We start from the raw sequence: 16657 nt of genomic DNA on the forward strand, positions 1-16657 counted from the left end.
GATGCCTGTGCCACAAGTGGACATGGGGAAGATGCCTGTGCCACAAGTGGACATGGGGAAGATGCCTGTGCCACAAGTGGACATGGGGAAGATGCCTGTGCCACAAGCAGTCACAGGCAAGATGCCTGTGCCACAAGTGGACATGGGGAAGATGCCTGTGCCACAAGCTCAATGATGCTGATTTCGGGATATTCTGGTATCGGCAAATCAGCTTTGGTGCAAGAATTATACAAACCGATTACTCAACATCGCGGTTATTTTATCTCCGGGAAATTTGACCAATATCAGCGCAATATTCCCTACAGCGCCATTGTCAATGCTTTTCAGGATTTAGCTAAACAACTGTTAGCAGAAAGCGAAGCCAATCTCACAGAATGGCGGGAAAAGTTATTAGACGCATTGGGAATTAACGGTCAAGTTATTATTGACGTAATTCCCGAAATTGAATTAATTATCGGCAAGCAACCTGCGCCGCCAGAATTGGGTGCGGCAGAAGCGGAAAATCGCTTTAATTTTGTGTTTCAAAACTTCATTAAAGTTTTTACCAAACCCGAACATCCACTGACAATATTTATCGATGATTTGCAGTGGGCTGACGGGGCATCCCTGAAGCTGATGCAACTGCTGATGAATGCTTCGCCAGCGGGACTGTTTTTAATTGGGGCTTATCGGGATAACGAAGTTTCTGCTGCTCATCCGTTAATGCTAACAATTGAAGAGATTGTCAAAAATGGGGCAAAAGTCGATCGCATTTTCCTGTCACCTTTGGATTTATCCTCTGTTACTCAACTGATTGCCGATGCCCTGAATTGCCCGGAAGCAAGAGTCAACTCCCTTGCCGAATTAGTGTTTCTCAAGACGGGCGGAAATCCTTTCTTTATGAATGAATTTCTCAAATCGCTTTATACAGAAGGACTCTTACAATTTGACTTTACCTCCAGGGCTGTTTCGGGGCAACCACGGGGGGATTGCCCCTACGGAAAACCAGGGTTTTGTAGGGGCGGTGCCCACGTGGCCGCCCAGCCCATAGACGATGGGGTAGGGGTTTCAGATATCGGGGCAACGACGGGGGGATTGCCGCTACAAGAGAATGAAGCAGCCCAGCGTTACCAAGAGGGGAGACAGGGGAGTTGGCAGTGGAATTTAGAAGAAATTCAAGCGAGAAATTTCACTGATAATGTTGTCGAATTGATGGCTGGCAAAATTCAACAACAGTCACAGAATACGCAGGAAACGTTAAAGATAGCAGCCTGCATTGGCAATCAATTCGATCTGAAAACCCTCGCCTCACTTTGCAAAAAATCTGTGGAACAAACTGCGGATGATTTGTACGCAGCCGTAGCAGAAAATTTAGTCGTGTTGCTGGGGAATATGGGAGATGTGGAATTAGAAATTGCAGGTAAATTACCTAGTACCCAATCCATCGAATACAAGTTTGTTCATGACAGAATTCAGCAAGCCACTTATTCCCTGATTTCCGAAGAAGATAAGCCAGCGGTTCACCATCAAATAGGAAAACTGCTGCTGCAAAATACCCTCGCCGATGACAGGCAAGATGCCTGTCCCACAGAAGAACAAATTTTTGACATTGTTAATCAACTCAATTTCGGCTGCGAGCTAATTTTCCATCAAACAGAAAGAGATGAACTGGCTCAGTTAAATCTGAGGGCGGGCAAAAAAGCAAAGGCATCGGCAGCTTATCAGTCAGCTTTCAACTATCTGCAAACGGGGATAAATTTGCTGACAGAAAACAGTTGGGTGGTGCAATACCAGCTAAGTTTGCAACTGCATCAAGAAGCCGCAGAGCTAGCTTACATATTGGGCGATTTTGAGCAGATGGAAAGTTTAGGCAACCTCGTACTAACTAATGCTAAAACAGTGCTCGATCGCGTCAAAACGATCGAGGTAAAAATGGGTACTCATGCTGCCCAAAATCAACTAGATATGGCAATTAATCTGGGGCTAAAAATTCTGAGGCAGTTGGGAGTCAAACTGCCCGCAAAGCCTAACAATCTAGATAGCATAATCGGATTGCTGGAAGTTAAGTTAACCCTAGCTGGGAAACGCATTGAGGATTTAGCCAATCTACCTCAAGGAAGCGATCCTTCTAAACAAGCCGCACTGCGTATCTTGTCATTTATGACTACTGTCGCCTATGGCGTGGCCCCTAAACTCATGCCTTTAATTGTGTTTAAGCAGGTGATTTTATCTGTAAAGTATGGCAACTATCCTGAGTCTCTCCATGCTTATGCAGTTTATGGATTAATTTTGTGCGGAGTGGTGGGAGATATTGAAGGTGGTTATAAATTTGGTCAGCTAGCATTGAGGATGTTGGATCAATTTGGCAAGCCAGAATTAAAAACTAAAGTCCTGCTTCCATTTAATGACTTCATCCGTCATTGGAAAGCGCCAGCTAAAGAAACGTTGCCATCTTTGTTGGAGGCTTACAAAAGCGGATTGGAAACAGGACAAGTGGAAGAACGTGCTTGTGCGTCTCAAACTTACTGCGGTTATTCGTACCTCTTCGGCGCTGAATTGTCAGGGCTGGAAGGCGATATTGCTACTTATGGCGAGGCAATAGAACAATCAAAATATGACCCGATTATTTGGCAGATTAAACCTTTACAGCAGTCGGTTTTTAATTTATTAGGTAAGTCGGAAAATCCCTGCTATTTAATTGGGGATGCCTATGATGAGCGGACTGCGCTATCACTGTTAACGGAAGCTAACGATCGCACTTCGATTTTTGCCCTGCATTTTTATAAAATGATTCTCTGTTATTTATTTGGGCAATATGCTGAAGCTGTATCAAATGCAGCTTCCACAATGCAGTATGTAGAGAGTGCTGCTGGAACTCTTCAAGTATCATACTGCTATTTTTATGAGTCGCTGGCTCAGCTTTCGTTTTATTCTAATGCTTCTCAAAACGAGAAAAAGCACTGTTTAAAAAAAGTCACGGCTAATCAGAAAAAAATGAAAAAATGGGCGTATCACGCCCCGATGAATCACTCGCACAAATTTAATTTAGTTGAGGCAGAAAGATATCGGGTTATTGGTAAAGATGCACGGGCGATCGACTGTTACGATCGCGCGATTTCCCTAGCCAAAGAACACGAGTATATCCATGAAGCCGCCCTCGCTTACGAACTCGCCGCCAAGTTCTATTTATCCAGGGGAAAAGAACTCACAGCCAAAGCTTATATGCAGGAATCCCGTTACTGCTATCAACTCTGGGGTGCGGCGGCTAAAGTCAAAGATTTAGAAACGCGATATCCGCAATTATTTACGCTCCATCGCCATACAAATAAAGCCATTTCAACCACTACATCAACGACTGACAGCCGTTCTAGTTCTTCCTTGGATATCGCTACAGTAATGAAAGCTTCCGAGGCAATTTCGGGCGAAATTGTACAGGATAAATTACTCTCCAGATTGATGAAAAATTTGATTGAAAATGTCGGCGCTCAAAAAGGCTATTTGATTCTAAAAAAGCAGGGTCAATTGGTGATTGAAGCTGAAGGTGCAATCAATGATGAACGGATAACAGTGTTGCAATCTGAGCCTGTTGAAAATTTCCCGGAACTTTCCGAAACAATTATCAATTATGTCGCTAGAACTAAAGAAAATGTGGTGTTAAATGATGCCACTCGTGAAGGCAACTTTACGAATGATTCTTACATCAAAGCACGTCAGCCCAAGTCTATTTTGTGTGCTGCTTTGATGAATCAAGGTCAACTGGCTGCTATTGTTTATCTCGAAAATAACCTTACCGCACAAGCTTTTACTCCCGATCGCCTGGAAGTTTTGCAATTGCTATCGGGACAAGCGGCGATCGCACTTACCAATGCTAAACTCTACACAGAAGTAAAAGAACGCGAAAACCGACTGACTCAATTTATCAATGCTATGCCGATCGGGGTAGCCGTGCATGACACCACCGGACAAATTACCTACGCAAATCAGACAGCACATCAACTAAGTGCCATTCCCACAATACCCGAAGCAAATACTGAGAAGTTAGCAGAAGCTTGTCAACTGTATCTCGCGGGAACTAACGAGTTATATCCCACCGCAAAAATGCCAATCGTGCGTTCTTTGGCGGGTGAAACGGTCAAAGTAGATGATATCGAGTTCCACCGACCTGATAAAATTGTTTCCTTGGAAGTTTCCAGCACACCAATTGTGGATGAAACTGGTAAAATTAATTATGCGATCGCCACATTTCAAGACATCACCGATCGCAAACAAGCCGAAAAAGTTTTAGCCGACTACAACCGCACTTTAGAACAGCAAGTGAGCGATCGCACTCTCGAACTCCAGCGAGAAATCATCGAACGACAACGAGCCGAAGACGCAGCACAAGAAGCCAACCGAGCAAAAAGTACATTCCTCGCAAATATGAGTCACGAATTGCGGACTCCCCTCAATGCAATTCTGGGTTTTTCCCAATTAATGAATCGTTCTTCTAACCTATTGCAGGAACAGCAAGAACACCTGAGTATTATCACCCGCAGCGGAGAACATTTGCTTGAACTGATTAACCAAGTATTAGATTTGTCCAAAATAGAAGCAGGACGCACGACTCTCAACGAGAGCAATTTTGACCTCCACCGCCTGCTGGATGACATCGAAGATATGTTCCAACTTCCGGCAGAAAAGAAGGGATTGCAGTTATTAGTAGAGCGGATGCCCGACGTGCCACAATATGTGCGAACTGATGAAATAAAATTGCGCCAAATTTTGATTAACCTGCTTTCTAACGCGATTAAATTCACCTCGGAAGGCAGCATTCATGTGAAAATTAAAAATCACGATTTTGCTCAGCAAATCTGCTTTGAGATTGAAGACACAGGAGATGGGATTGAGGCTAGTGAATTAGACAAGATATTTGAAGCTTTTGTTCAAACCAAAACCGGGGAAGAATCGCAACAAGGAACAGGATTAGGTTTAACGATCGCACGTTCTTTTGTACAGTTAATGGGAGGTGAAATGACAGTCTGTTCTCGTGCGGGAGGCGGTACTATTTTCAAATTTGACATTAAAGTTAATGCAGTTGAAAGTGCCGATCGCCAACGGGAACAGCCAACCAGACGAGTTATTGCGATCGCACCCAATCAACCCCGCTATCGAATTCTCGTTGCAGACGACGCTTTTGACAACCGCCAACTGCTAGTTAAACTGCTTTCCGCGATCGGTTTTGAAGTCTACGAAGCCCAAAATGGGAGAGAAGCAATAGAAAAGTGGGAGCAATATTCACCGCACTTAATCTTTATGGATATGCGGATGCCGGTGATGGATGGGTATGAAGCAACCAAACAAATTAAAGAGGGCAACCACAGGGGGATTGCCCCTACGGAAAACGAGGATTTTGTAGGGGTAGTGCCCCCGTGCCTACCCCAGACAGCAATTGTTGCCATAACAGCAAGTAGTTTTGAGGAAGAGAAAGCCGTTATCCTTTCTACCGGCTGCGATGATTTTGTTCGCAAACCATTTAGAGAAGCAAACATATTTGATATTCTGCACAAACATATCGGGGTACAATTCGTTTTTGAAGAACTAAATGCTGCCCCCAGTTTCACAGAAAATGAAGTAAATGTATTGACAAAAAGCGCTTTTTCTGAATTGCCTCCTGAGTTAGTAGCCAATCTTCAGCAAGCTATTAGCAATCTCGATTTGGAACAGATGCAAACAGTCATCAGTCAAATTCGCGAAATCAATCAGCCCTTAGCTAGGGCGAGCGCCGCTTGCATTAAAAATTTTCAGTACGAACAGTTGCTAAATTTAATACACACATTAAGGGATGAAACATGAACAAAAACCTCAGTTTTACCCGCGAAGAAAGTATTTTAGTTATTGATGATTGTCCTGAGAATTTAAAACTTTTAAGCGGGATACTATCTGTCGCTGGGTATAAAGTTCACCTAGCTCCCAGTGGGAAATTAGCTCTAAACTTTATCAATGCCAACTTACCCGACTTAATTTTACTCGATATTATGATGCCTCACATGGATGGCTATGAAGTCTGCGCTCAGCTCAAAGCTACTCCGAAAACTCAAGATATTCCAATAATTTTTATCAGCGCTTTGCAAGAAGTTTTCGATAAGGTAAAAGCCTTCTCTGTGGGCGGAATAGACTACATTACAAAACCTTTTCAACAACAAGAAATTTTAGTGCGCGTGGAAAATCAATTGCGTCTGAGAAGGCTGTCTAAACAACTCATAGACCAAAATATTTTAGAAGAGCGCAACCGCATGGCCCGGGAAATTCACGACACTTTAGCGCAAACTTTTACAGGCATCATCATACATTTGGGAGCCGCCGAACGGGTAATAGCAGCGAATCCCGAACAAGCACAAGCACACATGAAAACAGTCTGCGAATTGGCTCGCTCTGGACTTGCTGAAGCACGGCGATCCGTAGAATCTTTACGCCCGCAACTGTTAGAAGATGGCGACTTGTATAGCGCTCTCAACCAAATTGCCAAACAAATGTCATCAGATACTGATACGCACACTATTTTTGAAGTGGTTGGCACGGCATATTCCCTACCATTAGAGGTAGAAAATAACCTGTTGCGGATCGGGCAGGAAGCATTAACAAATATTTTCAAATATGCACAAGCTACAGCGATCAAAATTCAGTTGGTTTACGAAACATCCAAGTTTATTTTGCGGGTGAAAGACAACGGAGAGGGATTTGATACAGAAAGTATCTGTTTTAGGAATGGCTTTGGTTTATTGGGCATGAGAGAACGCGCCGATCGCATTAACGCGCAGCTAACAGTAAACAGCCACCCCGGAAACGGAACAGAAGTTATAGTTTCAGTTAATCGCTAGTAAACTAAGGAATGAGAATTAAATAACTTCCACAAGTTTGTGGGATGGGCGTCCCGCCCGTCCTTTTTGGACGGGCGGGACGCCCATCCCACAATAACAATTAAAATTGTAAGTTATTTAATTCGCGCTCCTAATGTGCACATTTCGCACCATATAGCAATCCTAAATAAGTAGTAAATTTTTTACCCGACCCCCACCCTCCCCTTACCAAAGGGAGAGAGTAAGAAATTCACAAATGATTTAGGATGACTATATAGCACTCCTAAATCATTTGCATAATTATTGTAGGGGCAATCCCACGCTCGGTTGCCCGATAGATAGGGGGTAGGCACTCTTAGCACTACCCCTACAAATTTATCTGAATCATTTAGGATGACTATAGATAGTAAGTTGGTAGTGAGAACTTCAGTTTTTTTTGATAAGATTAACAGGGTAAACATGATTAACCAATCAAATATTATTCGTGTTTTAATTGCCGACGATCATTATATTGTGCGGCAAGGTTTAGTGGCGCTGCTGGATAATGAATCAGATTTAACTGTTGTCGCACAAGCTAGCAACGGACAGGAAGCATTAACAATGTTCCGCGAATATCAGCCCGATGTCACCCTTATGGATATGCGGATGCCCCAAATGGATGGAGTCGCCGCCATTGCTGCGATTTGTGCGGAGTTTTCCAGCGCCCGGATTGTGGTGCTGACGACTTATGACGGCGATGAAAACATCTATCGCGGATTGCAAGCTGGCGCTAAGGGCTATTTGCTTAAGGATGCGGAACCAGAGGAGCTTTTAGCAGCAATTCGGACTGTTTTTGAGGGTAAAAAGTATATTCCGCTGGCAGTGGGTGTTAAGTTAGCCGATCGCCTGAGTGGGCCTGAACTGAGCGATCGCGAATTAGAAGTCATCCGCCTCATAGTCGCGGGTAAAAGCAACAGCGAGATTAGTGAAGTTTTGCACATCAGCGAAAGTACCGTCAAGTTTCACGTCAACAATATTTTGAGCAAAATGGGAGTTAGCGATCGCACGCAGGCCGCGATTTCCGCATTAAAACGGGGGATTGTCAGCCTGTAGTTTAATTATAAGTATTTTTACTGAGAAATATGACTATTATGACGGCAAATAATGATAAATAAGACCTTAAGTTTTACGCCAAAACTTTTTAGTAAGGCTAAGCTGGAGCTCCTAGGACAAATTAGCCCTGCTCAAAAAAAATGCTTTATTCATTTTTGTCCAAATCTCAAGTCAAAGTCCGCTTTTTAAAACAGTTTGCAGCCGCTGTTTCGGCGTCTTTAGCACTTAGTGCAACAACCAGTTTGAAACCCTCGCCGGTATTAGCAGCTAGCAATATCCCCCCCGCAAATCAAACCTCGACTCAGTTAGTCGCAAAACCTGATTCTAGCTTGCAGTTAGGGCAGTTACGCAGCACTGTTCCGGTGCAGACAATGCAGCTCGATCCGGGCGGATTTATCCCGATCGCGATCGGCGGTATGATAATTATTCTGGTGCTGCCGCTATTTTTTGGCGGATTGGTAGTAATTGGCGATCGGGAAGTTGGCATTGTCAGTAAAAAGTTTAGCTTCGGCGGCAAGTCTTTACCGCCTGGAGATTTAATTGCCTTAAACGGAGAAGCTGGATATCAAGCTGATACTTTGCCCCCCGGTTGGCATTGGGGTTATTGGCCTTTGCAGTACAACGTTCGCAAAGAGTCTCTGACTGTAGTTCCCCAAGGTGAAATTGCTTTAATTATCGCCGCCGCCGGCGAGTCGATTCCGCCGCAGCGCATCCTAGGCAAAATCACAGAATGCGACAATTTTCAAGATGCTCGCAAATTCCTTAAAGGTGGCGGGGAAAAAGGTCGCCAACTCGGCATCCTGACGGGCGGCAGCTATCGGATCAATACGGCATTATTTACGGTAATTACAGCAGCTAATGCTCCCAAACACGGGATGACAGCGGAACAGTTGAAACTCTACAAAATTGCTCCCGATAAAGTGGGAGTCGTCACAACTTATGACGGCGTTCCGATCCAAGATGGCGAAATTGCCGGCCCGATTATCCCGAATCACGACAACTTCCAAAACGCCCAGAAATTTATCAGCGCCGGCGGGCGGCGCGGTTTGCAGGAACAGGTTTTGCTTTCCGGTTCGTGGAACTTAAATCCTTGGTTTGTCGGGGTTGACCAAGTGGCGATGACCGAAATCCCGATCGGCTATGTCGGCGCGGTTATTTCCTATGTCGGCAAAACCTCAGAAGATGTGAGCGGCGCTGCTTTCACTCACGGAAATTTAGTAAATGTCGGCAATAAAGGCGTTTGGGTGACTCCTCTTTATCCGGGCAAACATCCGCTGAACACTCGCATTTTAAAAGTAGAGTTAGTGCCGACTACTAATATAGTATTGAATTGGTCTGGCAAAACAGAAAGGCACAGTTACGACTCTAAACTTTCGTCTTTAACTGTGCGTTCTCAAGACGGTTTTGCCTTTGATTTAGAAGTAGCTCAGATTATTCACGTAGGAGCTTTGGATGCTCCAAAAGTGATTTCTCGCGTCGGTTCGATGCAGAATTTAGTAGACCACGTTTTGCAGCCGACAATTGGGAATTATTTCCGCAATTCGGCTCAAGCTTATTCTGTATTAGATTTTCTCTCCGCAAGAAGCGGCAGACAAGCGGAAGCCGCCGAGTATATCAAAGCAGCTTTGCGTACCTACGACGTGCAGGCAATTGATACTTTAATCGGGGATATTTTGCCACCTGCAGAGTTGATGCAAACTCAAACCGATCGCAAAATTGCTGAGGAACAGTGCAAAACTTATGAGGTGCAGCAAGTAGCACAAACTCAGCGGCAACAATTGGTGCGGGAAACGGCGCTGGCTGAGATTCAACAAGAGATGGTGAAATCGGAACAAGGCGTGAAGATTTCTGAGTTGAAAGCGAATTCTCAGGTGAAACAAGCTCAAGGCGAAGCTGAGTCGATTCGGGTGAAGGGAAATGCTCAAGCTGAAGCTTATCGCGCGGGTGTTGTAGCTTTGGGAGGTTCCGGTTATACGGCTTTGCAGTTAATGCAAATTATAGGCGATCGCAACGTGCGAGTTGTGCCGGATGTTGCGGTAACAGGCAACGGTAGCGGTGGCGGTTTGGTTGATGGTTTGCTGGGAATGATGATGTGGAATCAAACCAGCAAAAATGGAGAAAATGGCGGGGAGTTACCGTTAGTTAACCTACCGAAATCGGAATCTGCGACAAAGTTACCAGTAGCAAAGGTGAATTCAGCAAAGCCGTCGGCATCTCGCGCTAATTCCCCTGTGGCGAATTCTGAGTCTGATATTGATTCGCTGTTTGATGAATTGCCGTTTGACGATCGATCTTTTAGTTAGGCTGTGCAGTTTGTAGTGAGGACTTCAGTCCTCTCTTATTGAAAGGGGGTATTACCAGTTTGTAGTTTGGCGCGATACCTAGCCAAAAGTTCAGGTAATCTCCTCAACCCAAGGTCAGCTAATTCTGACCTTTTTTTATAGGTAACAACTCAACTTTTAACCAGCTATTTTTGGGAATAAGTGTTATAAGCTTAAAACTTAATTGACATTGCGACTTCAAAAGGTTAGCCTAGCTTCAATTGGAGTTTACCTACTTAGCAATAAGAGCAAGTTATGCAATTTTCAACGATGAATTTAGATACATTCTCTCAGGCGAGTTTCCTGGGATTCGCGGCCTTAACAGCTTATATTCTGACACTGCTTCCCACAAATTTGAGAATTGTTTTCCCTCTCACCAAAAAAACTGGCTTTCCCCAATGGCTGCTGAAAAATCGCCGTTTCATTGGTCTGCTCTCTTTCTTTTTAGCTGTAGCTCACGGATTCATCTTTTTCAAACAAAGAAACTTTGATGTCTTCGATCTCAAAACTTATTTTGTTTACTTCCAGGGAGTATCAACCTTCATTATTTTTACTCTTTTGGCTATCACCTCTAACGATTGGAGTGTGAAAAGGCTCAAGAAAAATTGGAAAAAATTGCAGAGTCTCACTTACCTTGCTATGTTTTTAGTAACCTGGCATATCTGGGATAAAATGGCCGATCACTGGACATATTTAACGCCTGTTGGAATTGCAGCGATAACCGCCATAATATTTTTATTCCTCTGTCGCACCTGGATTGAGCGCCAATCTAAACCACAAAAACATCAGCCAACCGCAGACAAAGTAACAGTGCTAAATAAAAGTGTTGGATAGCATTTATCAAAGTGAGAATCCAGCCGCAACCTCCGCGATAATTTTGGGGAATTGAAATAGGGAAGTTTATTTTACATAAACTTAGTTTTGGACATCATGTTTATGAGATCAAAAGAAGTTAAATGGAAAAGTATAGCGTTGACATTAACAGCAGTTGTAACTGCGGCGGGCATCGGCTTCTATAGGTATTTTGCGGAATTAGAAACAACTGTATCGCAGTTTAAATCGGGGTTGCTCACTCAATATTCTAGCAGTTTTAAAGATAATTCTGGGTGGATTTACGCGATCGCACTCAGTCCAGACGGCAAAACTTTAGCCAGCGGCTGTTATGGCGGCATTATCAAAATCTGGAACCTGCAAACCGGCGAATTGCTTTACACCATAAAAGCACATACCGATGCAATTGAATCCCTCGCCATTAGTCCTGACGGCAATCTTCTGGCTAGCGGGAGTTGGGATAACCGGATTAAATTGTGGAATCTCAAAACCGGCATACTCATCAATACCTTGAAAGGTCATGCGGATGATGTCAAGGCAATAAGTATCAGTCCTGATGGAAGGTTACTCGCTTCTGGTAGTACCGACAAAACTGTAAAATTGTGGAATTTGGCCGATGGCAAACTACTCCGCACACTTCAAGATTCAGACTGGATTAAATCTGTCGCTTTTAGCCCGAACAGTAAAATTTTAGCAACCGGTAGCGAGGATGGAACTATCAAGATTTGGTGGCTTGATGATGGCGGCAATTACACCCTGACTGGGCATTCCGGGCCGGTGAACTCAGTTGCCTTCAGTCCTGACGGGAAAACTTTAGCGAGTGGCAGTGCGGATAAAACTGTTAAGCTGTGGCAGTTTACAAATGGCAAAGTTCTGCACACATTAACAGGACATTCCGGCCCGGTTCTCTCAGTTGCTTTTAGCCCGGATGGACAGGCTTTAGCTAGTGGCAGCTACGACAAAACTATTAAGCTGTGGAACTTGAAAACAGGTGAACTGATAACAAATTTTGCGGAGCATTCTAAGCCAGTTTGGTCAGTCGCTTTTAGTTCTCAAGATACTGTCTTAGCCAGCGGTAGCGCAGATGAAACTATTAAGCTTTGGCCTGTACCTGTTCCGCTTGCGACTCAGGTTAACTCTCCAGCATCAGAGGTAGAGGCAGCACCTTCTGAAATTATCTCCCCCGGTGAAATTGCACATTTGAACCGGAAAGTTTACGACCAAATTGACAAGAGTTGGCGCTCGACTCCCACCTTCAGCACTTCATTAGTTTATCGCGTTGCCGTGAATGAAGAAGGGGTAATTACAGATTGTCAGCCGCTGAACCAAGCAGCAGGTGATTTTATTCAAGAAGTTTCTCTTTCTTCGTTTCGTAAAGTTGCTCATCAACCAAAGCATTTTCGTCAATTTAAGGTAGTGTTAAAACCCTCTGGGGTGCTTGAGGTCAGCCCGTGGTAAGGGGTAATTAATCCTACTAATTATCTAGAGACTTCTGTTTGATTATGAATTTTGTAATTACTGAAGCGCTCGATATTATTGTCTTCAGGTTCTTCCTTCTTTCTCCTTTTCTCTCACTCATAACTCTTGATGCAATTCCTCCCTATTGAAAACTTTGTACCGATCGCAGTACAATCGATCGATATTGCATCTGAGGAATCTCCCCATGTCAGAACAGTTTTCCACTGAGATTAGCGATCGCATCTGCACTCACATGAACGAAGACCACGCTAGCGCTGTAGTGCTGTACGCTCAAGCATTTGGCGGCAAACCGGAGGCGACAGAAGCTCAAATGCTCGCTATTGATGCCAACGGCATGGATTTAACCGCTAAAGTCAACGACGAAACAGTGCCCGTCAGAGTAAATTTCGATCGCACTTTAACCGATGCCGAAGATGCTCACCACACTCTCATTGAAATGGTGAAACAAGCTCGAAAAGTTGCTAAGTAGCCAAATGCTCACGATTCTGTTATAATTTTAACGTTCGCAGTACGGACTTTAGTGCGGCTAAATAGTTGTTAAGGACTAAAGTCCTTAAGCTGTTCTACATTTAAACTGTGTGTCAAAAATCAATAAAACTCTTGTGGGACGGGCTTCTAGCCTGTCCAGATTTTCCAATTTAAATGCGTAACAGCTTACTACCAACCTTTAGTTCGGTTAAATCCTTTTTAAGGACTAAAGTCCTGACTGCCAACAAAATATTTAATAATAAAGTTGAATATATATTTAAGATATCAAATAAAATGACAGAAAATTACCCCAAATCCAGAGAATTAGATGTCGTCAATAGCGGTAAAAATACCCATTTCGAGGCACTGGTAAAGCGACTAGATTTGATGATTCGCGCCCGCTATTCGCTGCTGTACATTGTCGGCGCGGAGGAAGAACCAGTCGAAGCCGTAATTGCCCAAGTAGCGCTGCAAGTAACTCCCGCGCGCCGGGTGTTGTTCTGGGATCTCGTGCGGGGCTGGGAGGATAACGGTTCTGGGAAAGGTTCGGTAATGGCGGCGCTCGATCGCGTCAGCAAAACTGCTGTTGAAGAATATACCATATTTGTACTGCGGGATTTGCACCCGGTTTTGAAATATCCTTACACCGAAAAAAATGCGGCGGTAGTGCGGGAATTGCGGAATTTAACGCGGGAATTGAAGCGCAGCAAAAAAACTATAGTTCTTACTTCTCACACGCTGGAATTGCCGGAGGAATTGAAAGAAGAAGTCACAGTAATTGATTTTCCTTTGCCCAACGTGCAAGAAATCGACAGTTTAATTTCTCACGTTGTGGAAAAGCCGCAACAGTTGCAAGTTAGCGGTTTAGCAAGGGAACAGTTGGTTAAAGCTTGTCAAGGTTTGAGCCGCGCTAGAATCGGGCGGGTTTTGGCTAAAGCTTTGGCCGCCAAACAGCAAATTAACGAGTCAGATATTGACGGAGTTTTGGAGGAGAAACAACAAGCAATTCGCCAAACGGGCATTTTGGAGTTTTTTAACTCCAGAGAATCCCTAAAAAGTGTGGGCGGCTTGGAGAATTTGAAACAGTGGGTAAAGATGCGGCAAGATGCTTTTACTGACGAAGCGCGTCGCTACGGCATACCGAATCCGAAAGGAGTTTTGTTAGTAGGAATTCAAGGCACTGGCAAATCTTTATCTGCGAAAACAATAGCCTCAGAATGGCGTTTGCCACTGTTGCGATTGGATACTGGGAGATTGTTTGGCGGCGTGGTCGGGGAAAGCGAAAGTCGCGTCAGGCAAATGATACAATTAGCAGAGGCGATCGCACCTTGCGTTTTGTGGATCGATGAAATAGATAAAGCCTTCGGCAACATTATCAGCGGCAGCGACGGCGATTCGGGAACTTCGCGCCGGGTATTCGGCAGTTTGATTACTTGGATGCAGGAAAAAACCAGTCCGGTGTTTATTGTCGCAACTGCAAATAACGTCAGGATTTTGCCGGCAGAGTTGCTGAGAAAAGGCAGGTTTGATGAAATTTTCTTTTTAAATTTGCCCTCAGAATCGGAAAGGCAAGATATTTTTAAAGTACATTTGCAGCGACTGCGCCCAACTAGATTGCGGGAGTTTGATTTGGGAGTTTTGGCGAAACGCGCTGAGAATTTTAGCGGTGCAGAAATTGAGCAAGTTGTAATAGATGGGTTATATCGGGCTTTTGGCACTTTTGTCAACGGACAGCGCCGGGATTTGATGACGGAGGATATTTTGAGGTCGATCGAGGATACTGTACCTTTAGCTGCGATCGCGCGATCGCAAATTGAAGATTTGAAACGGTGGGCGGCGGAAGCGGGCGCGAGAACAGCTTCTAACGATACTCACTTAATTGATGAATTGAAACGCTACAGCCAGCGGCGAAGGGATGCGATCGACAATTAACCCAATTTGTAGGGTGCGTCAGTTCATATCTAATTTATTCTATGAAAAATTACATCTGACGCACATTCCTAATCGTATGCTGCGTCATTTCAGGGCTGATTAATTATCCCAAATATCTCCCGTTATGACGCACCATACTACTATAAACCTAATTTAAAAACATCAGCAAGAATAGCATTTTTATCAACCATTCTCCCCGCATCCGGCGAATCGTAAACCACTAACAGCGAATTCTGCCCGTCCAAATATGGAAACAGGCTCAACCCCTCAGCATTGTCCGTATTAACCTTAAAAGGCAAGTCAAACAATACCTCCAAATCTCCCCCATCTTGTCCAGTAATACTGTCGCCCGATCGCCCTAAAATCCCCTTTAACCGAAAAACCCTCATCGCCCCAGATAAAGTCATCGTCGGCCCGGCTAAAACAATCAAATCTTCCCCGTTCCAGCACAATTCTCGCACGCCCAAACCGTTCAAATCAACAAAATGTTTGTTGTACAATTTCCCTCCTTTCCCAATTTCCTTAAGCCTTAAAACTCCCGGTTCTGCCTCTTCAACTTCTATTTCTAAAATTATCGCCCAACCCCGCAGCACCGGCCCCCGCAAACCGAGCAAAATGCGATCGCCCCGCACCGCCAACCCTTCAATATCAAAGCCATTTTCTTTACTCGGAATCGGCACAGATAAATACAAGCCGAGGTGGGTGTCATCTTTGAGCGCGTCTGTCAGCAAATTGCCTGTTTCTGTCCGCTGCAGGCATCCCACTGTCAGTTGAATTTCGGGATTGTCAGAATCGGGAATTGACTTGCACAAAATCCCGTCTTTCATAGGAATCCGCGCCAGTAAATAGCGGTTGACCTCTGTCACGATTTGTGCTAATCTTTCAATGTCTTTTTCGGGGTCTTTGCCTTTAGCTTTTTTGCGTTTGGTGCTGTGAGAACCCACCACCCAAAGATAATCTTTGCTGAAATCAATTCCTTCGATATCGATTTCGGATTCTCCAGGTAGATCGATAAAATCGGCGATCGCAAATCTTTGATGTTCTCCAAAAATATGAGGTGCGACAGGCGACAAACGCTCGATCGAAGTCGTTTCATCCGAACCCAGCCACAAATGGCCATCGGGAGTTAAAGCAACAGCGGATAAGTCTGTAATAATATCAGCCGCTTCGCTGTTTAATTGCAGCATCAGCCGGCCGAGCAAAAAGGATTCTGGCATAATTATTAGGATCTAAACTATTCTTAGAGTAAGTCATTATAGTTAAACCTGCTTGAAACTCATAGGTGGCACCATTCTCAATCAGGCTTTTATGGGCGGGCTCGCGTGCCCAACCCCTACTCCCCACAAGAAAGAAAATTCATCTGTTGTGGAACAGGCATCTTGCCTGTTGCTGACAATGGTGCAAACAGAAAATCCATCTGTTGTGGAACAGGCATCTTGCCTGTTCATGACAGAGGTGCAAACAGAAAATCCATCTGTTGTGGAACAGGCATCTTGCCTGTTGCTGACAATGGTGCAAACAGAAAATCCATCTGTTGTGGAACAGGCATCTTGCCTGTTCATGACAGAGGTGCAAACAGAAAATCCATCTGTTGTGGAACAGGCATCTTGCCTGTTGCTGACAATGGTGCAAACAGAAAATCCATCTGTTGTGGAACAGGCATCTTGCCTGTTCATGACAGAGGTGCAAACAGAAAATCCATCTGTTGTGGAACAGGCA

At 44.4% G+C, this 16657-nt stretch carries 10 protein-coding genes and 1 pseudogene; 10 read left to right on the top strand and 1 reads right to left on the bottom strand.

From position 1 onward, the window contains the following. Positions 1–165: 165 nt before the first annotated feature. From QT992_RS33640 to QT992_RS18240, 9 genes and pseudogenes are all read left to right on the top strand, one after another. Positions 166–939 (top strand): annotated as a pseudogene (locus QT992_RS33640) (ATP-binding protein); the annotation flags it as partial. Positions 940–1371: 432 nt separating this feature from the next. After that, on the top strand, positions 1372–5811 hold the full coding sequence (locus QT992_RS18205; RefSeq protein ID WP_445305796.1) for an ATP-binding protein: 4440 nt from the start codon (positions 1372–1374) through the stop codon (positions 5809–5811). Beyond that, positions 5808–6836, top strand: coding sequence for a response regulator (locus tag QT992_RS18210; protein WP_333316006.1), 1029 nt, complete (start codon positions 5808–5810; stop codon positions 6834–6836). Before QT992_RS18205 ends, QT992_RS18210 begins: the two co-directional genes overlap by 4 nt. 441 nt (positions 6837–7277) lie before the next feature. Continuing rightward, entirely contained in the window at positions 7278–7907 is a 630-nt protein-coding gene (locus QT992_RS18215) for a response regulator transcription factor (RefSeq protein WP_333342009.1), read from the top strand. Positions 7908–8047: 140 nt separating this feature from the next. Further along, complete coding sequence (locus tag QT992_RS18220) at positions 8048–10210, top strand: flotillin family protein (RefSeq protein ID WP_333341998.1); 2163 nt, start codon at positions 8048–8050, stop codon at positions 10208–10210. A 288-nt stretch (positions 10211–10498) separates the two neighbouring features. Further along, positions 10499–11062 carry a ferric reductase-like transmembrane domain-containing protein gene (locus QT992_RS18225; RefSeq protein WP_333321851.1) on the top strand — a complete coding sequence of 188 codons (564 nt, stop codon included), beginning with the start codon at positions 10499–10501 and terminating at the stop codon, positions 11060–11062. Positions 11063–11164: 102 nt separating this feature from the next. Continuing rightward, complete coding sequence (locus tag QT992_RS18230) at positions 11165–12517, top strand: WD40 repeat domain-containing protein (RefSeq protein ID WP_333321853.1); 1353 nt, start codon at positions 11165–11167, stop codon at positions 12515–12517. 205 nt (positions 12518–12722) lie between these two features. Then, positions 12723–13007: a DUF2470 domain-containing protein gene (locus tag QT992_RS18235; protein ID WP_333321854.1), complete on the top strand. Its 285-nt coding sequence runs from the start codon at positions 12723–12725 to the stop codon at positions 13005–13007. A gap of 293 nt (positions 13008–13300) precedes the next feature. Further along, entirely contained in the window at positions 13301–14938 is a 1638-nt protein-coding gene (locus QT992_RS18240) for an AAA family ATPase (RefSeq protein ID WP_333342964.1), read from the top strand. Positions 14939–15078: 140 nt separating this feature from the next. Here the strand turns inward: QT992_RS18240 and QT992_RS18245 are convergent, their stop codons facing one another. Beyond that, on the bottom strand, positions 15079–16155 hold the full coding sequence (locus QT992_RS18245) for a DUF3616 domain-containing protein (protein WP_333322582.1): 1077 nt from the start codon (positions 16153–16155) through the stop codon (positions 15079–15081). 52 nt (positions 16156–16207) lie between these two features. On the opposite strand from QT992_RS18245, the gene QT992_RS18250 reads away from it, so the two are divergent. After that, positions 16208–16657 (top strand): hypothetical protein (locus tag QT992_RS18250; RefSeq protein ID WP_333377417.1); only part of this gene is annotated, 450 nt, incomplete at its 3' end.

Origin of the sequence: Microcoleus sp. T3_D1, assembly GCF_036700405.1 — a bacterium.
In the GTDB taxonomy this organism is placed as follows: domain Bacteria; phylum Cyanobacteriota; class Cyanobacteriia; order Cyanobacteriales; family Microcoleaceae; genus Microcoleus.